This is a genomic window from Desulfosarcina sp. (genome assembly GCF_055467485.1).
The window spans coordinates 15,219-33,110 of the sequence record NZ_JBUOIV010000022.1; the positions used below are offsets into that span (position 1 = coordinate 15,219).

General features: G+C 60.7%; 17 protein-coding genes. 12 read left to right on the top strand and 5 right to left on the bottom strand.

Features of this window, described 5'->3' with window-relative positions; genetic code table 11:
- Window positions 1–6: 6 nt before the first annotated feature.
- The gene (gene ltaE, locus ACZCED_RS12225; protein WP_464860892.1) at window positions 7–1,041 is read left to right on the top strand and encodes a low-specificity L-threonine aldolase; all 1,035 of its coding nucleotides are present in this window, start codon (window positions 7–9) and stop codon (window positions 1,039–1,041) included.
- Between the two features lie 66 nt (window positions 1,042–1,107).
- On the opposite strand, the gene ACZCED_RS12230 is transcribed toward ltaE, so the two are convergent.
- From ACZCED_RS12230 to ACZCED_RS12250, 5 genes are all read right to left on the bottom strand, one after another.
- Complete coding sequence (locus ACZCED_RS12230) at window positions 1,108–1,380, bottom strand: HU family DNA-binding protein (RefSeq protein WP_464860893.1); 273 nt, start codon at window positions 1,378–1,380, stop codon at window positions 1,108–1,110.
- 130 nt (window positions 1,381–1,510) lie between these two features.
- Window positions 1,511–2,761 carry an IMP cyclohydrolase gene (locus tag ACZCED_RS12235; RefSeq protein ID WP_462969752.1) on the bottom strand — a complete coding sequence of 417 codons (1,251 nt, stop codon included), beginning with the start codon at window positions 2,759–2,761 and terminating at the stop codon, window positions 1,511–1,513.
- Window positions 2,762–2,864: 103 nt separating this feature from the next.
- Window positions 2,865–3,551: a hypothetical protein gene (locus ACZCED_RS12240; RefSeq protein WP_464860894.1), complete on the bottom strand. Its 687-nt coding sequence runs from the start codon at window positions 3,549–3,551 to the stop codon at window positions 2,865–2,867.
- A 6-nt stretch (window positions 3,552–3,557) separates the two neighbouring features.
- Window positions 3,558–4,211, bottom strand: coding sequence for an HD domain-containing protein (locus tag ACZCED_RS12245; protein WP_462969754.1), 654 nt, complete (start codon window positions 4,209–4,211; stop codon window positions 3,558–3,560).
- Between the two features lie 118 nt (window positions 4,212–4,329).
- Window positions 4,330–5,028: a hydroxyacylglutathione hydrolase C-terminal domain-containing protein gene (locus ACZCED_RS12250; RefSeq protein ID WP_462969755.1), complete on the bottom strand. Its 699-nt coding sequence runs from the start codon at window positions 5,026–5,028 to the stop codon at window positions 4,330–4,332.
- Window positions 5,029–5,353: 325 nt separating this feature from the next.
- Here ACZCED_RS12250 and mraZ point away from each other — a divergent pair, with 325 nt between their 5' ends.
- Genes mraZ through murC form a run of 11 tightly spaced genes read left to right on the top strand, consistent with a single transcriptional unit; the run spans window position 5,354 to window position 17,858 of the window.
- Complete coding sequence (mraZ, locus tag ACZCED_RS12255; protein WP_462969756.1) at window positions 5,354–5,800, top strand: division/cell wall cluster transcriptional repressor MraZ; 447 nt, start codon at window positions 5,354–5,356, stop codon at window positions 5,798–5,800.
- Window positions 5,801–5,803: 3 nt separating this feature from the next.
- On the top strand, window positions 5,804–6,742 hold the full coding sequence (rsmH, locus tag ACZCED_RS12260; protein ID WP_462969757.1) for a 16S rRNA (cytosine(1402)-N(4))-methyltransferase RsmH: 939 nt from the start codon (window positions 5,804–5,806) through the stop codon (window positions 6,740–6,742).
- Window positions 6,742–7,107: a septum formation initiator family protein gene (locus tag ACZCED_RS12265; protein WP_462969758.1), complete on the top strand. Its 366-nt coding sequence runs from the start codon at window positions 6,742–6,744 to the stop codon at window positions 7,105–7,107. The genes rsmH and ACZCED_RS12265 overlap by 1 nt, the downstream gene beginning before the upstream one ends.
- Window positions 7,104–8,840, top strand: coding sequence for a peptidoglycan D,D-transpeptidase FtsI family protein (locus ACZCED_RS12270; RefSeq protein WP_462969759.1), 1,737 nt, complete (start codon window positions 7,104–7,106; stop codon window positions 8,838–8,840). Before ACZCED_RS12265 ends, ACZCED_RS12270 begins: the two co-directional genes overlap by 4 nt.
- Entirely contained in the window at window positions 8,837–10,372 is a 1,536-nt protein-coding gene (locus tag ACZCED_RS12275) for a UDP-N-acetylmuramoyl-L-alanyl-D-glutamate--2,6-diaminopimelate ligase (protein ID WP_462969760.1), read from the top strand. The genes ACZCED_RS12270 and ACZCED_RS12275 overlap by 4 nt, the downstream gene beginning before the upstream one ends.
- Before the next feature lie 4 nt (window positions 10,373–10,376).
- Window positions 10,377–11,822 carry a UDP-N-acetylmuramoyl-tripeptide--D-alanyl-D-alanine ligase gene (locus tag ACZCED_RS12280; protein WP_464860895.1) on the top strand — a complete coding sequence of 482 codons (1,446 nt, stop codon included), beginning with the start codon at window positions 10,377–10,379 and terminating at the stop codon, window positions 11,820–11,822.
- Complete coding sequence (gene mraY, locus ACZCED_RS12285) at window positions 11,819–12,898, top strand: phospho-N-acetylmuramoyl-pentapeptide-transferase (RefSeq protein ID WP_462969762.1); 1,080 nt, start codon at window positions 11,819–11,821, stop codon at window positions 12,896–12,898. The genes ACZCED_RS12280 and mraY overlap by 4 nt, the downstream gene beginning before the upstream one ends.
- On the top strand, window positions 12,898–14,259 hold the full coding sequence (murD, locus tag ACZCED_RS12290; protein ID WP_462969763.1) for a UDP-N-acetylmuramoyl-L-alanine--D-glutamate ligase: 1,362 nt from the start codon (window positions 12,898–12,900) through the stop codon (window positions 14,257–14,259). The genes mraY and murD overlap by 1 nt, the downstream gene beginning before the upstream one ends.
- Window positions 14,256–15,380: a putative lipid II flippase FtsW gene (gene ftsW / locus ACZCED_RS12295; protein ID WP_462969764.1), complete on the top strand. Its 1,125-nt coding sequence runs from the start codon at window positions 14,256–14,258 to the stop codon at window positions 15,378–15,380. The genes murD and ftsW overlap by 4 nt, the downstream gene beginning before the upstream one ends.
- Entirely contained in the window at window positions 15,367–16,491 is a 1,125-nt protein-coding gene (gene murG / locus ACZCED_RS12300) for an undecaprenyldiphospho-muramoylpentapeptide beta-N-acetylglucosaminyltransferase (RefSeq protein ID WP_464860896.1), read from the top strand. The genes ftsW and murG overlap by 14 nt, the downstream gene beginning before the upstream one ends.
- A complete protein-coding gene (gene murC / locus ACZCED_RS12305) occupies window positions 16,482–17,858 on the top strand; it encodes a UDP-N-acetylmuramate--L-alanine ligase (protein ID WP_462969766.1) in 1,377 nt (458 codons plus the stop codon). Before murG ends, murC begins: the two co-directional genes overlap by 10 nt.
- The last annotated feature ends 34 nt before the right edge of the window (window positions 17,859–17,892 follow it).

A 17,892-nucleotide genomic window follows, 5' to 3' on the forward strand; every position in this document is an offset into this window, starting at 1 on the left:
TCACCCATGGACATTATCGACCTGAGATCGGACACCATCACCCGGCCCACAGCGGCCATGAGAAAAGCCATGGCAGAGGCCGAGGTGGGGGACGATGTCTTCAAGGAGGACCCCACGGTCAACCGTCTGGAGGAACTGGCGGCCCAACGGGTGGGCAAACCCGCCGCGCTGCTGGTGGGATCGGGCACCATGGGCAACCTGGTGTCCCAGTTGTCCCACTGCGGCCGGGGTGACGAGACGATCCTGGGAGACCAGTCCCATGTTTTCTTCTACGAACAGGGCGGGGCGTCCGCCCTGGGCGGCATCCATCCGCGAACCCTTCCCAACGACATGGACGGCACGATTGCCCTGGAGAAGATCGAGGCGGCCATCCGCCCTGATGATGTGCACTTCCCGATTTCGCGGCTGGTTATACTGGAGAACACCCACAACCGCTGCAGCGGGACGCCGCTTACGCCCGCCTACACGACAGCGGTGGCCCGGCTGGTCAAGCAGCATGGATTGAAACTTCACATCGACGGCGCCCGAATCTTCAATGCCGCGGTGGCCCTGGGCATGGATGTCGCTGACCTGGCCGCACCGGCTGACTCGGTGACCTTTTGTCTGAGCAAGGGACTGGCTGCACCGGTCGGATCGGTTGTTTGCGGTGATGAGGCCTTTATCGCCCGCGCGAGACGAATGCGCAAATCCGTGGGGGGCGGCATGCGACAGGCGGGTGTCATTGCCGCAGCCGGCATCGTGGCGCTGACCGAGATGGTGGATCGGCTGGCCGAGGACCACCTCAATGCCCGGAACCTGGCCGAAGGGTTGGCCGAAATTCCGGGGGTATTGGTCGATCCCGATGCCATTGCTACCAATATCGTCTACTTCCGCGTGGCGAAAAACGGAATGGATGCACCGGCGATGGTGGCGCAACTGGGTGAATCAGGGGTCCGGGTGCTGCCGACAGCCAAGGATCAGATGCGGGCGGTGCTCAACTACCATGTGACCGCGGCGAATGTAAAGCAGGCGCTGGCCGTATTCAGCCGGGTCATGAAGTAATAAAAAAAGCGGCCTACCGGTTCAGGTGAAACCGGTGGCCGCTTTTTAAAATCGATGGGGAGGAGATTAAACGGCGTCTCTCAATTTCTTTCCGGGTTTGAACTTAACCACGTTGGCAGCCTTGATCTTGATCACTTCGCCGGTCTGGGGATTGCGCCCCTTACGGGCTTTGCGACGAACTTTCATGAAGGTTCCGAAACCCACCAGAGTCACTTTCCCGTCTTTTTTCTTCAAGGCTTTGGCGACGTTGGCGGTAAAAGAATCCAGCGCTGCGGCAGCGGCAACTTTGGTGATACCTGAGTCTTCTGCCATTTTCTCAACTAATTCAGCTTTTGTCATCGTTTCCTCCTTTGATGGGTGTGAAATAGGAACCTAATAATTATACTTAATTTTTGGCATTACAGCAATTCTTGGACCGTGTCAACAGCGAAACCGCATGAAACAAGGGTTTGGAAGAAGAAATCCGACTTCAATGCTTGAAACTGCGCTGTCCGGTGTAAACCATGGCCACATCGGACTCGTTGCAGGCCTCGATAGACTGGTAGTCGTTGTTCGACCCACCCGGCTGCACCACCGCGGTGATGCCTTCGCGGATACCCACATCCACGCCGTCCCGGAAAGGAAAGAATGCGTCGCTGACCATGGACGCACCGACCAGCCCGCCTTTTTCGGCTGATACACGGGCGTCGATCTCGGCCTTGCGTTCCGGATCATCCAGGTCGTTGTAGGGCGTCTGCCAGGCTTCGAAGCTGTAGCGGTCGGCCAGTTTGCGGTAGGCTTTGTCCCGGGCGATCTCCGCCACGCCGACCCGGTCCTGCTCACCGGTGCCGATGCCCACGGTGACCAGGTCCTTGACGTAGAGCACCGAATTGGATGTGACGCCTGACTCGACCAGCCAGCCGAACAGCAGGTCCTCGGCCTCCCTGTCGGTGGGCATGCGGTTGGTCTGGTAGACCTTCCCGTTGGCTTCGCACCGGGCGGGCTTCAGGTCGGCCCGGGTGCGGGCCTGGGGTACGAAGGACCACTGGGCGATGATCCCGCCGTCGATGAGGCTCTTGAACTCCACGCAGCGTTTGCCGACGAAATCCTGCAGCCGGTTGATGTTGCCGATGCGGATCACCCGCAGGTTCTTTTTGCGGGAGAAGACATCCATGACCCCCGGCTCGAAATCCGGTGCCACCACCACTTCGGCATATTGGCTGCATATGGCCTCGGCGGCAGCCTTGTCCACACTGCGATTCACGGCGATGCAGCCGCCGAAGGCAGCGATGCGGTCCGCGAGGTTGGCTTTGACATAGGCCTGCTCCAGCGTTTCGGCCTGGGCGACGCCGCAGGGGTTGTTGTGCTTGACGATCACCGCGGTGGGCCGGCCGGCGAAATAACGCAGGATATTGAGAGAATTGTCAGCATCGGTGAGGTTGGTTTTGCCCGGGTGCTTGCCGGACTGGAGCAGCTCGATGTCCGATGCCAGGTACTGGCCGGGCTGGATGGTCTCGGTTTCTCCGAGTACGAGGTTGCCGTTGACCATGCGGTAAAGGGCTGCCTCCTGGCCGGGGTTCTCTCCATAGCGCAACCCTTTTTGGACAGCGTCGATCGTCCAGGTTACCTTTTCGTAGAACAGGGTCTGCCGCCGGTCCCGATCCACGAAGCTGATCTCCATTTCCGGGGGAAAATGGTCGTCCATGATTGTTCGGTACATTTTTTTAAGATCGTCAGCCATATTGTTGCTCCTTGGTTAATAATGAAAAAGGGTCCAAGGGGTCGAGGATTCAAGGGGTCAAGGGAACGCAACTAACCCAACGAACGCAACAAACCCAACAAACTTAACGGTTCTTCAGTCGGTATTCTTTCTCGACGGCGCTGAAGGCAGTGTCGGCCAGGTAACCGGCGATGGCCGTATCGTAGGCGGCGGTGTGGGCGAACGCCTGGCGGGCCAGCCGGTAGCGCAGCGCCAGACCGATGCTCCCTTTGCCTGCGTCCATTTCGTCGGCAATCTGCCCATAGTCGGCGGGATCCACCACCGATGCGACCCGGATGAAGTTCTTGGCCGATGCACGGATCATGCATGGCCCGCCGATGTCGATGTTGCCGCGGGCCTGCTCCGGCGTGACAGTGGCCTTGGCGATGGTCTCCTTGAACGGATAGAGGTTCACCACCACCATGTCGATGGGCACGGCACCGGTTCGTTTCAGGTCGGACTGGTGGGCCTCATTGTAAGTCTCGGTGAGAAGCCCCAGGTATATCTTGAAATCCAGGGTTTTCACCAGCCCCCCCTGAGTTTCCGGCTGGCCGGTATACTCGGCCACCTGGGTGAGACGGTCGCCGGCCTGCCCGCCCAGGATTTCCCGAAGCCGGGTAAACGTACCACCGGTGGAGAATATCCGTATGTCGGGGTTGATCGCCAGCATCCGGGGGACGAAACTTTCCAGCCCGCTTTTGTCGGAAACGCTGATCAGCACGTGGTTCACTCGGACCCGGTCATCAATTTTCTCTACCTTGTTCATTGTCATATGACTCTACCTTTCTCCTTCGTATTCTTCCAGGAACCGGTCGAAAAATCGGGCCATGAACCGGTGCCGTTCGTCGGCCAGGTGTTGGCCGGTGACGGTCAGTATACGGTCCCGGATCCTGGAGAGTTTGACCAGGTATTCGCGGTATCCCGTGTCGTCGATGGAATACGCCTTTGCCTGGGCCACGTCAATCTCCGGACTGTGCAGCCGGGCGCCCAGTTCGCCGGCGAACAAAAAGGCCCGGGCCACCCCCACGGCACCGATGGCATCCAGCTTGTCCGCATCGAACAACACCCTGGCCTCCACGGTACGGGGGGGGGCGCCCCGGCGAAACCGGTGGGCGGCGATGCAATGGATAATGTTCTCCCTGCGCTCGTCTGACAGGGGGCAGGCGGCCAGCATTTTCCGGGCCATGGCAGCACCTTTTTCGGCGTGGCAGAGCGTACCGTTGGCCCGGTCCTGGTGCCCGCGGCCGATATCATGAAGGTAGGCGGCCGCTTCCGTGACCAGCAGATCCGCCCCCTCGGCCGCACCGATGCGCCGGCAAAGCCGGTGCACCCTCAAGGTATGGTCCCAGTCGTGGCTCCCTTTGGCCTGAGAAAAGAGCGCCCGGGCCTTTTCCCGGATGTCTGACAGGATGGCAGCCGCGGATTCGTTCATGATCCGAGCATCGCAGGACTACACGTGTCCGGGTCGCGCCCGGACGGTCTGTCCACCCGGGCTTTATTCAATGCCGCCGGAGTTGTTCGGCGATCCACGGTCGCTTTCTCTTCTCGTCTCATTCGATGGACATGATTCCTTCCCACCGCTGGTATTCGGTGCCTGTCGGCAATCCTTTCGATTCCAGCAGGCGGATGATTTCCGGGTCGTTGAACCGCAGGTAGGGGTTGACGGCCCGCTCGTCGTCCAGGGTGGAGGTCACATGGTTTTTGTCGTAGCGGTCGGCGTAGGCATCGATGGCGCGGTTGCCCGGGGTCAATTGCCGGGCAAAGGCCAGTGATGCCGCCACGTAATCGTGACCGGCATAAACACGGGTGGTACCGGGGTAGCCCATGAGCAGACAAATGGAGCGGTAAAAGGACTTCAGGTCTCCGGAGAAGCAATTGCCCACCGTGCCGTTGAACAAGGTGTCGCCGGTAACCAGACACCCTTCGGTGGCAAATACCACTGAATCCGCGGTGTGGCCCGGGGTCAGACGGACGGTCACTGGTTGGCCCGCCAGGACGAGCGTCTCGCCATCGGTGAACCGGCGATGGTCGAGATGAGCGGCCCCTGCCGCTTTCGCCAGTCGCCGGGTGCCGGTGGTATGGTCGCCGTGCCCATGGGTGTTGGTGGCCATTTCCAGCGTCAGACCCTTTTGCCGGACAAAGGCCATGATTTCATCCACGGCGCCGCCGTCGATGGCCAGCGCACGGGTGTCGGCATACAGCAGGTACCCCAGATTGTCGCCGCCGTAAGAAAATTGTTTGAGTCGCATGGGGCCGATTCCCGCCTATGGGTTATGCCGGAGCAGAAATGGATTCTGCATTGATATCGATATATTAAACTGCGGGTCCAGGCAACAAAAAAAGCGTTGTCGGTCATCCGCGGATCAAGGTTCGGGAACTGTCTGCCAAAGGGGGTGATTTTTGAATTTATGATCCACTTTGCTCCACCTTGTTGACCCTTAAGCAAATTTGTGTTTAACTTTCAAAAATTATTAGCAAAATAATACATATTAAAAGCGTTTTTTTCTTGACTAATCAGTAATTTTGTACTTTTATCCAAAGGAAGTGGATCAAAGTGGATAATATTGGTGAAAAATGTTCCGGGGAAGCTCCTTCCATACCATTGACCCAAAAGGGCGGATTATCATCCCGGCTCGGTTTCGGGATGTGATCAAGGCCAGCGGTATCGACAGTATCATGATCACCCGCATGGACCGCTGCCTTTTTGCCTACACCCACGATCAATGGGGCAGGCTGGAACAAAAGATACTCGAACTTCCCGAAAAAAGCGAGGCCATGCGCCGGTTTCAGCGCACATTTATCGGCGGGGCTCACGACTGCAAGTGCGACGCCCAGGGGCGCGTGTTGATTCCACCTTTTCTGAAGCAGTATTCCAAGCTGGAAAAGGAGATCGTCCTGGTTGGGGTAACCGCCCGATTTGAGATCTGGTCGCGGGAAAACTGGGATCGGGAAAACGAATTGATGGAAAAGGATATGAGCGACGACCAGGTTCGGCGCGAGATCGCCCAACTGGGGATTTAGCCCATGTCCGACTACCATGTCACCGCCATGCTCGAAGAAGCGGTTGGCATGCTGGCGTGCCGGCCGGGCAAGATCATCGTGGATGGCACGCTCGGCGGCTCCGGCCACGCCCGGCGAATCTGCGAGCAAATCAGCCCCGGCGGCGTTTTTATCGGTATTGACCAGGACAAGGACGCCATCGACCGGGCCCGCAGGGTCCTTCCCGCCGACGAACGCCGGATCCATATCGTTCACGGCAATTTTGCAGACCTGTCGTTGTTTCTTTCTCAATTGGGCATTGGCGCCGTGGACGGTATTCTCATTGACATCGGGCTTTCCCTTCATCAGATCGAGGCCAGCGGGCGCGGTTTCAGTTTCAGCCGGGATGAACCCCTGGACATGCGTATGGATGTCCGCTCTGACGTTACGGCCGCCGATCTGGTGGCGACCTTGGAAGAGCGGGAACTGGCGCAGACGTTCAGCCGCTATGGAGAAGAACGCTGGGCGGCACGAATCGCCCGGCATCTGGTTGCGCAGCGCCGGACGCATCCGGTGACCACCAGCGGCCAGCTGGCCCGCCTGGTCTCGGAAGCAGTTCCGGCCGCCGCGGCGCGCAAACAGAAGATCCATCCCGCCACCCGGGTGTTCATGGCCCTTCGTATCGCCGTGAACCGGGAGCTGGACGTGCTGGATCGATTTCTGGAAACGGCGGTGGATCTGCTCAATGCGGGGGGGCGCCTGTGTGTGCTCTCCTTCCACTCCCTGGAGGACCGGATGGTCAAGCACCGGTTCCGAACCATGGCGCACCCGTGCACCTGTCCGCCGACGTTCCCCCGGTGTGTGTGCGGGCGTCGGGCAAGGGTGCGGTTGCTGACGCGCAAGGTGATGCGTCCGACAGAGGCGGAGATCCGAAACAATCCCATGGCCCGCAGCACGCGGATGAGAGCCGTGGAGGCGTTGTGATGGCGGCTGGCAAAACCAATCGCCCGGTGGCGGAAAACAGGCCCAGGACCAGGTCCGGGCAGGGCAGCAGCAGCCGCAACCGGAAGTTGCGGCCGCCGAGAAAAAGAATGACGGTCCTCTGGATCGTTTTGATGGTTCTGTTCTTCGTGGAGGCCCTGTTTTACGCGTGGTGCCGGGTTCAGTGCGTCAATGCCGGATACGGCATCGACAGGGAGAACAGCCGGCACCAGGCACTGCTCAAGGAGCGAAACACCCTGAAAATTGAGTTGGCCCGGCTCAAATCGCCGGAGCGGATCGAAACCATTGCCCGGACCCGCTTGGGTCTGGTTATGCCGGATGTGCAACAGAAGGTGGTGCTTCCATGACAACCACGGCAACCACACGGACTCGGCTGCGGACCGGAATCGTTGGGGCGCTTTTCCTGATGGCCCTTTGCGCCATCAGTGTGCAGGCGATCCGTCTCCACGTATTCCAGGGCGCCTGGCTTTCCGAACGGGCGGCCAGCGAGTACGAGCGTGCCATGGTGGTGCAGGGCAAACGGGGCGCCATCACCGATCGCAACGGAAGCCCGCTGGCGGTGAGCATCGACAGCCCGTCAGTTGCCGCCTATCCCCGCCGGATCAAAGATCGCCAGGCGGCGGCCAAGCAGCTGGCCAGGGCGCTGAATCAGCCGCAACGGGACATGCTCAAGAAGCTGGATCCCGAGCGATCCTTTGTGTGGCTCAAACGCCAGGCCACGCCGCGCCAGGCCGAAACGGTCCAGGCGCTGGGAATCAAGGGCGTCGACTTTATCACCGAGCACAGCCGCTACTATCCCAACAAGACGCTGGCGGCTCAGCTGGTAGGGTTTTCCGGCATCGACGGCCACGGCCTGGAGGGCATGGAATTCTATTTCGATGCCGTCCTCAAAGGCGGGGAGCAGGAGATCACCATTCTCAAGGATGCCCTGGGGCGCCGCTTCGAGGGCGCCGGAATGCCGGCGAACCTGGCCGGGGGGCATAACGTGGTGCTGACCATCGACCGCACGATCCAGCACATCGTCCAGAAGGCGCTGGAGGCGTCGGTGACCGAGTATGCCGCCCAATCGGGTATGGCCATCGTCATGGCGCCGGCTACCGGCGAGGTGCTCGCCCTGGCGCACTATCCGTTTTTCAATCCCAACAGCTACGGGTCCTTCGAGCGAAAATTGTGGAGAAACCGGGCGATTACCGATCCATTCGAGCCGGGTTCCACCATGAAAATATTCAGTGTGGCGGCGGCCATCGACAGCGGCGTCTGTTCCCCGTCCACCATTTTTTACTGCGAAAACGGAGAGTACCGGATCGGCAGGAACACCATTCACGACACCAAGTCCCACGGGTGGTTGTCACTGCAGCAGATCGTCAAGTACTCGAGCAACATCGGATCGGTAAAAATGGCGGAGAAGCTCGGGTCACGTCAGCTCCATGCGTATTTGACCGCCTTCGGATTCGGTCAGCGTTCCGGCATCACCTGCCCCGGTGAAACCGCCGGCAGCCTCAGCCCGTTCAAGTCATGGTCCGCCATCGATGCGGGGGCCATCTCGTTCGGACAGGGCATCTCGGTGTCCGCGATCCAGCTGATTGCGGCCGCATCGGCCATCGCCAACGATGGGCTGCTGATGAAGCCGATGCTGGTCAAGGAAATAACGGACCGGGACGGACAGACGGTGCAACGCTTTTCTCCCCAGCCGGTTCGGCGGGTGGTTTCCTCCCACTCCGCCGCCACGGTGCGGCGAATCCTTAAAACCGTGATCACCGAAGGTGGCACCGGGGTGAATGCGGCCCTGGAAGGGTACTCCGTGTGCGGCAAAACCGGCACCGCCCAGAAAATCGACAGCAGCGGTTCCTACGCAAAGGGGCGTTACTTGTCGTCTTTCGTGGGGCTCGCCCCGGCCGATCACCCGGAGTTGGCCATCCTGGTGATTCTGGACGAACCCAAGGGCCAAAGCTACGGAGGCATCGTGGCGGCACCCGCCTTTCGCCAGATCGCACTGGAAACGTTGAGCTATCTTAACATTCCACCGGGACCCGATGCGGATCGATTACGCGTATCCAGGGAAAACAGGGCCAACGGATGAAGCTATCATTGCTTACGGATCAGCTGAGCGTGCAGGAGACGACCGGTGCCCACCCGTTTGTGGATCCGGAGGTTACCGCCGTCTGCTACGATTCGCGCAAGGTGACCCCGGGAGCCGTATTTGTGGCCATCGAGGGGTTTTCCGCCGATGGGCATCGCTTCATCCCGGACGCCGTCGAGCAGGGTGCGGTCGCCGTGATCTGCCGCAAATCGGTCGCGGTCGACGCGGTGGTGATTCGCGTGGCGGATCCCCGGGCGGCGCTGGCTCAGCTGTCCTGCCGGTTTTTCGGCCAGCCCTCAGACCGGATGACGATGGTGGGGGTGACCGGCACCAGCGGCAAGACCACGGTCACCTACCTGCTGGAGAAAATCCTGGAAAAGGCCGGTCATCGACCGGGCGTGGTGGGGACGATCAACTACCGGTATGCCGGCCAAACATTCACGAATCCGGTTACGACGCCCGAATCCCTCGAGCTTCAGGAGATGCTTCGACAAATGGCGGACAGCGGGACCAGTCATGTTGTCATGGAGGTTTCTTCGCACTCTCTGGACCTGCATCGCGTCGACGGCTGTTGTTACGATGTGGCGGTTTTCACCAATCTGTCCCATGACCACCTGGATCATCACGGCACCATGGACCGCTATTGGCACAGCAAAAAAAGGCTGTTCAACGACTATCTTAAACCGGCCGACCGCGATCATCCGGTTCGCGCCGTGGTCAATACGGACGATCCCAAGGGTAGAGATCTGGCCGCGACACTGGGGACCATGGCCCTGCGGACCGCTGTATACGGAGAGGGGGACATCGTTCCTCTTGGTGTGGTTCGAGACCTGACGGGCATTCGTGGCGGCATCGCCGTGCCGAATGGAAAGATTCCCTTCGATTCGTCGCTGGTGGGGGATTTTAACCTTGAGAATATACTCAGTGCCGCCGGTGCGGCCCTGGCTCTGGGGATCCCGGCGGCTGCGATTGCCGCGGGTATCGACGCCACCGGATGTGTGCCCGGTCGCCTGGAGCGGATCCCTGAGGGCGGCGACCGGTATGTTTTCGTGGATTATTCGCACAAGCCGGCCGCGTTGGAAAACGCCATCTCGGCCCTGCGGGCGCATACGACGGGACGCCTGATCACCGTTTTCGGATGCGGTGGGGATCGGGATCGCGCCAAACGACCGGTAATGGGAGAAATCGCCGCCAGGCTCAGCGATCTTACCGTGGTGACGTCGGACAATCCGCGGTCGGAGGACCCGCTGGCGATCATTGCCCAGGTGGAGTCGGGGGTACGGGAGGTCTGCACCCGGCGGCTCTCTGCCGGTGCATTGACGACCGGGTGGCAGGAAAAAGCCTACCTGGTGGAACCGGACCGGCGCGCGGCCATTGCCTCGGCCATCGCGACCGCCCAGGCAGGCGATGCCGTGCTGATTGCCGGCAAAGGACACGAAACCTATCAGATCCTGGCCGGCGAAACCATCCATTTCGACGACCGGGAAGTGGCTCGCCAAGTGCTGGAAGCCATGAACGAGGCCGGAGCTTAAGACCATGAGGCCATTCGGGTGGACGACTGAACAGGTGCTGACGGCAACCGGCGGGTCCCGGATTTCAGGGCCGGCGGACATGGCCTTTGCCGGCATCGGCATCGATTCGCGCACGATCGCTGCGGAGGGCCTCTTTGTGGCCATTGCGGGCGAATCCCACGATGGGCACCGTTTTGTGGCCGATGTGCTGGATCGCGGCGTCAAGGGCGTGGTGGTGGCTGACGACCAGGTGGCCAGCCTGCCCATGGAACGAATGACCGCCGCCGGCATCGTCTGTATCGCCGTGGCCGACACCACCCGGGCTCTGGGAGCGATGGCCCGCTTCAACCGCCACCGTGGAACGCTCAAGGTGCTGGCCATCACCGGCTCCAACGGTAAAACCTCAACCCGCATGCTCATGGAGCAGGTGATTTCCAGGACCTTTTCAACCCTGAGCACCAGCGGGAACCTGAACAACCACATCGGCCTGCCCTTGACGCTGTTCCGTCTGGCACCGGAACACCAAGCCGCTGTGCTGGAACTGGGCATGAACCATGCCGGCGAAATCACCCGTCTGGGACGCATCTGCGAGCCGGATGTGGGCGTAATCACCAATGTGGGGCCGGCCCACTTAGAAGGGCTGGGCACCATCGACAACGTGGCCCGGGCCAAGGGGGAGTTGCTGCCGACCATCCGTCCCGGCGGCACGGCCATTCTTAACGCCGACGATCCGCGGGTTGCAGCCCTGGCCGACCGTGTGGACCGTCCGGTGATTTTTTTCGGCAATGCCGTCGCGGCGCAGGTTCGGGCGGACGATATCCGTCCCACCGAAGCCGGCATGGTTTTCACCCTGACCACGCCGTCGGGCAGCCGGCCGGTGACCCTGGCGACCCCCGCGCGGGTGATGGTCTCCAATGCCCTGGCAGCAGCGGCTGCCGGAGAAGTCATGGGCGTGCCGCTAGATCAGATCCAGGCGGGGCTGGAGGCCTTTGTTCCCCAGGCCGGGCGCATGGGCATCCGTGTCCTCAAAGGGGACATCCGCCTGGTGGACGACTCATACAACGCCAACCCCGGCTCCATGGTTGCGGCCATCGAGACCCTGGCCGCGATGAGCCCCAAACGCCGCACCATCGCGGTTCTCGGGGACATGCTCGAACTGGGGCCGCAATCGGCTGACCTGCACCGGGAAATCGGCCGGGCGGCCGGTGATGCCCGGCTCGATCGCCTGTACGTTGCCGGCCATTTCGCCGCATCCGTGGCCGACGGCGCCATGGACCGGCAGATGAAAGCAGACCGGATCTTTTGCGGAACCAAGGCGGGCATCATCGAGCAGTTAAACCACGAATTGCAGCCCGGGGACCTGATCCTGGTGAAAGGGTCACGCGGCATGGCCATGGAAGAGGTGGTCGAGGCGATCGTCACCTGGACAGATCGGCAACCCGGAGCGCAAGGGCGCGAGACCCACAGATGATCTATCACCTGTTATATCCGCTGCATACGACCTTTGCAGCCTTCAACGTGTTCCGGTACATCACCTTCCGGACCATCTACGCCAGCCTGACGGCCTTTTTGATCTGTTTTCTGCTCGGGCCATGGGTGATCAGGCGGCTTTCGATGATGCAGGTGGGACAGTACATCCGGGAGGACGGGCCCAAGGACCACTTCAAAAAAGCGGGCACACCCACCATGGGCGGCGTGCTGATCATTTTTGCGGTGGCCGGTTCCACCCTGTTGTGGACCGATCTGACCAACCGCTACGTGTGGATCGCCCTGCTGGCCACCCTGGGGTTCGGGGCCATTGGTTTTGCCGACGACTACCTGATGCAGGTGAAAAAGCGCAGCCTGGGTCTGACGGCCCGCCAGAAACTGCTTCTGCAGGTACTGCTGGCCCTGCTGGTGGGGCTGCTGGCATACATGGTGCCCGAGTTTTCAACCAAACTCAGCGTACCCTTCTTCAAGCGGCTGACCCCGGATCCGGGATGGGGATACATTTTCTTCGCCGCCCTGGTCATTGTGGGGGCGTCCAACGCCGTAAACCTGACCGACGGTCTGGACGGCCTGGCCATCGGGCCGGTGATCATCGCCGCCGTCACCTATATGATTTTCGCCTATGCGGCCGGTCATGCGCGCATCGCCGACTACCTGCAGATCACCCCGGTGACGGGGTGCGGGGAGATCACGGTCTACTGCGGCGCACTGGCCGGCGCCGGGTTGGGATTCTTGTGGTTCAACGCTTATCCGGCCCAGGTGTTCATGGGGGATGTGGGCTCGCTTTCCATGGGCGCATCGTTGGGCACGATTGCCGTGATCACCAAGCAGGAGATCCTGTTGGCGCTGGTGGGCGGCCTGTTTGTCATCGAGGCCCTCTCCGTGATCTTTCAGGTGGGTTTTTTCAAGATGACCAAAGGCCGCCGCATTTTCAGAATGGCCCCCATCCATCACCATTTTGAATTGAAAGGCTGGCCGGAACCGAAGGTGATCGTCAGATTCTGGATTATCGCCATTGCCCTGGCATTGATATCCATGAGTACGTTGAAGCTGCGATAATGAACCTTAAGAACAAACACATCGTGGTGGTGGGACTCGGGCGGTCCGGTGTGGCCACATCCCGGTTCCTCGTCCGCCAGGGTGCCCGGGTAACGGTGACGGACCGCGCCCCGGCCGAAACCCTGAAGGCCGCTGCGGCAGCCCTTAAGGGACTGGACGTCCAGCTGAAGCTGGGCGGGCATGATGCCCTGGATTTTGAAACCGCCGATGTGGTGGTGCTCAGCCCGGGTGTACCCCACACCCTGCCGATGCTGGAACCGGCCTGGGCCAAAGGAACCCCGGTTATCGGAGAAATGGAACTGGCTGCCGGACATATCACCGAACCGATTCTGGCGGTTACGGGAACCAATGGAAAGACCACGACAACTGAACTGGTCGGGAACATGCTGAAAAAAAGCGGAAAGAACGTATTTGTGGGAGGAAACATCGGCACACCACTGGTTGCCTACGCAGACGGTGCCCATGACCGGGCCGACGTGGTGGTGGCCGAAGTGAGCAGTTTCCAGCTGGACACCATCATCGATTTCAGGCCGGATACCGCCGTGATGCTCAACATCACCGACGACCATCTGGACCGGTATCCGTCTTTTTCCGCCTATGCGGACGCCAAGTGGCGGATATTCGAAAACCAGCTGCCCGGCGATGTGGCGGTGCTCAACGCCATGGATGCCACGGTGGCGGCCATGATCGACCGCCGTCCTCCCCATGCCCGCCGGAAACTCTATTCGGAGAGGGCCGTCGTTAACGGCGCACAGATATTGAAGGACAAGATCCTTCTGATCGATGCGGGCCGGCAGACGGGCTGTTTCACGCTGGACAAGTCCGGTCTCATCGGTCCCCACAACCGGGAAAATATGGCTGCCGCCTGTCTGGCCGCACGTGAACAGGGTGCCTCGGATGCAGGCATCCAGCAGGCCATCGATGAATTCCAGGGACTTTCCCACCGTCTGGAGACGGTGGGATGGGTGCGCGGTGTGCGCTTTGTCAACGACTCCAAGGCCACCAATGTGGATGCGGTGGTCCGGGCACTGGCGTGTTTCGACGTTCCGGTGATCCTGATCATGGGCGGGCAGAACAAGAAGGGTGATTTCACCGGTCTCAAATCCCAGGTGCGACGCCGGGTCAAAACCCTGGTGGCCATGGGAGAAGCCAAGGACGAGATCGTTACCGCCCTGGCCGGGGACCCGGAAAAGGGAATCCTGGAGGCCGGCTCCATGCAAGAGGCGGTTGAAAAGGCATTCGGTGCGGCTGCCGACGGTGAGGTCGTGCTGCTCTCTCCGGCTTGTGCCAGTTTCGATATGTTCGACAACTATGCCCAGCGGGGCGACCGGTTCCGGGATATCGTCGAAAGGCTGGGATGACCGCTACTGCAAAACGAAACGGGGTTCAACCATTGGTCTACGACCTGGGACTGCTGTTTCCTGTTTTGCTGCTCGTGGGCATGGGCATCGTGATGGTTTACAGCGCCAGCAGCGCCCTGGCCATCAAGAAGTTCGGCAGCGGTTACTTCTTTTTGAAAAAACAGGCCATGTTTTCCCTGATCGGCATCGTGGTGCTGGTGACCTTCAGTTACATTCCTTTCCGCCTATACCGGGTGCTCGTGTACCCCGTTCTGGCGGCGGCCATCGTGATGCTGGTGGCGGTGGTCTTTTCCGGATTGGGTGTGACGGCGGGCGGATCCGCCCGCTGGCTGCAAATCGGGCCGGTCCAGTTTCAGCCGTCGGAACTGGCCCGATTGGCCCTGGTCATCTACATGGCCTACTCCATGAGCAAGAAGGGTGAACGGCTGCGCGATTTTTACGTGGGTTTTCTGCCCCATTTTCTGGTCCTGGGGCTGTTAACGGGCCTGTTGCTGGCCCAGCCCGATTTTGGATCGATCGTGATCTTTGCCGCCCTGACCTGGATCATGCTGTTTGTCGGCGGGTGCCGCATTACCCACCTGCTGTCGGTGGTCCTGGTGCTGGCGCCCATGGCCTGGCTGTTCATGACCCACGCCGAATACCGGGTCAGACGGCTGATGAGCTTCATGGACCCCTGGCAATACCCGGCGGACGAGGGATACCAGATCGTCCATTCGCTAATGGCATTCGGTACCGGGGGGATCACCGGTGCGGGCATCGGCAAGGGTTACCAGAAACTGTTTTACCTTCCCGAACCCCACACGGATTTCATTTTTTCCGTGGTGGGGGAGGAGCTGGGGCTCATCGGGGTCATGATCGTGATTCTGCTTTACGGCATCATGCTCATGCGGGGGGTTCGCATCGCCCGTCACACCCAGGACCGCTTCGGTTCCTTTCTGGCCATGGGCATCACCGTGACCTTGGGCCTTCAGGTCTGCATCAACATGGGGGTGGCGCTCGGCATGCTGCCCACCAAAGGGTTGACCCTGCCCTTTCTCAGCTACGGCGGGACGAGCCTGCTGATCAACATGGCGGCGGTGGGGATCATGATGAATATCGGAGCGCGGGATGCACGCTGCTGAACCGGAAAATACCTGGCGTCCGCTCAGGGTGGTCGTTGCCGGTGGAGGAACCGGCGGACACCTGTTCCCCGGAATTGCCGTGGCAGCGGAGTTTGCCGCGAGAAATCCGCAAAGCCGGATCCTCTTCGTGGGCGCCGGCCGGCCCTTCGAAAAAGAGGCCCTGGCGCGGGCCGGTTATCCCCAGCGAACCATCGCCATCGAGGGGATCAAGGGAAGAGGGCCGTTGGCAAAGGCACGGGCGGCCATGAAAATTCCCGGAGCCCTGCTTCACTCGGCGGGCATCCTGGCCCAGGCGCAGGCGGATCTGGTGGTCGGGGTTGGTGGGTACGCTACCGGGCCGGTGGCCCTGGCCGCCTGGATAAAAGGCATACCGGTGGTCATTTGCGAGCAGAACACCGTGCCGGGCATCACCAACCGGATGCTGTTTCCGATTGCCAAGCGGATTTATGTCAGTTTCGAAAATACCCGCGGCAAGATCGATCCCTTGAAGAAACGCGTTACCGGTAATCCGGTACGCCGGCAAATCCTGGACGCATCGTGCTTCGAAACGGAAGCGAAAAATAGGTTCACGATTCTGATCGTCGGCGGTAGCCAGGGGGCCCATGCCATCAACCTGGCGGTCATGGACGCGCTGCCACGCCTCCGACAGCGCCGAAAAATGCGGATCGTCCACCAGACCGGCAGCAAGGATCAGGATCAGGTCGCCGATGCCTATCAGAAGGCAGAGATGGAAGCAGAAGTGAAGGCATTTTTTCATGATATGGCATCCCGCTACAGCCGGGCTGATCTGGTTGTCTGCAGGGCCGGCGCCACCACAGTGGCCGAGTTGACCGCCCTGGGCAAACCGGCGCTGTTCATTCCCTATCCCTTTGCGGCGGACAACCATCAGGAACACAACGCCCGGGCCCTGGTCGACCAGGGTGCGGCACAAATGGTGCTCGAACGGGAACTGACCGGGGCGGACCTTGCCCGGCGTCTGGACGACTTGGCCGACGCACCCGATCTGCTGGCGGCCATGGCATCGAAGTCAAGGGTGCTGGGCAAACCGGATGCGGCCCGATCCATCGTGGACGACTGCTATCAACTGGTAGGAAAAAACGCATGTATCTGAAAAAATACCATATTCATTTTGTGGGCATCGGCGGCATCGGTATGAGCGGCATTGCCGAACTGCTCCTGAACCTGGGCTACCGGGTTTCGGGATCCGACGTGAAGGCATCGGACATCACGGCCAATCTGGAACGGTTGGGCGGCACCATTCATATCGGCCACCGGGCCGGGCAGATCGCCGACGCCGATGTGGTGGTGGTCTCCTCAGCGATCGACAGGCAAAACCCGGAAGTGTCGGCCGCCCGGCAGGCGGCGATTCCTGTCATTCCCCGGGCCGAGATGCTGGCTGAACTCATGCGGCTCAAATACAGCGTGGCCATTGCCGGCGCCCATGGAAAGACCTCCACCACCTCCCTGGTGGCCAACGTGCTGGCCGGCGGCGGTCTCGATCCCACAGTGGTCATCGGCGGCAAGCTCAAGAGCATTGGCCGCAATGCGGTGCTGGGTCAGGGCGACTTCATCGTGGCCGAGGCCGACGAGAGCGACGGTTCCTTTCTCAAGTTCTCGCCGGCCATTGCCGTCGTCACCAACATCGACCGGGAGCACATGGATTTTTACGCGGACCTGGATGCGATAAAGACCGTTTTTCTCAATTTTATCGACCGGATCCCTTTTTACGGCCTGGCCGTGCTCTGCCTGGACAACGAGCCGCTCCAGGGCCTCCTCCCCCATATCAAGAAACGGCTGACCACATACGGGCGGAGCACCCAGGCCGATTACCAGGCGCGGAACATCAGCTTCGGCGAGATGAAAAGCCGGTTTACGGTCATCCATCGGGACGACGACCTGGGCGAGTTTACCCTGGCCATGCCAGGCATGCACAATGTATCCAACGCCCTGGCCGCCATCGCCGTGGGCCTGGAACTGGATATTCCCCTGGAATCCATCAAGCGGTCCCTGGAGACGGCCGAAGGGGTGCAGCGCCGGCTGGAGATCAAGGGGGAAGTAAACGGCATTACCGTGGTGGACGACTACGGCCATCATCCCACTGAAATCCAGGTGACCCTCGAGGCGGTCAAGGAGAACTGGCCGAACCGCCGCAAGGTGGTGGTTTTCCAGCCGCACCGCTACACGCGCACACGGGCTCTGCTGCAGGAATTCACCCGCTCGTTCAACAACAGCGATGTACTGGTGGTGCTGCCCATTTATGCCGCCAGCGAGGCACCTATCGCAGGTGTCAGCGGTGAGGCGCTGGGTGAATCCATCCGCGCCCATGGCCACCGGAACGTGATCTGCCTGAACGGCTTGGCGGAATGCGTCGATCATCTCGAGAAAAGCCTGGCATCCGGCGATTTGCTGCTGACCTTAGGTGCCGGCGATGTCTATCGGGTGGGAGAAATGGTGTTGGAGCGATGGTCTGGGGCGTGAGGACAGTGGACAGAGGTCGGAAGTCGGAAGTCAC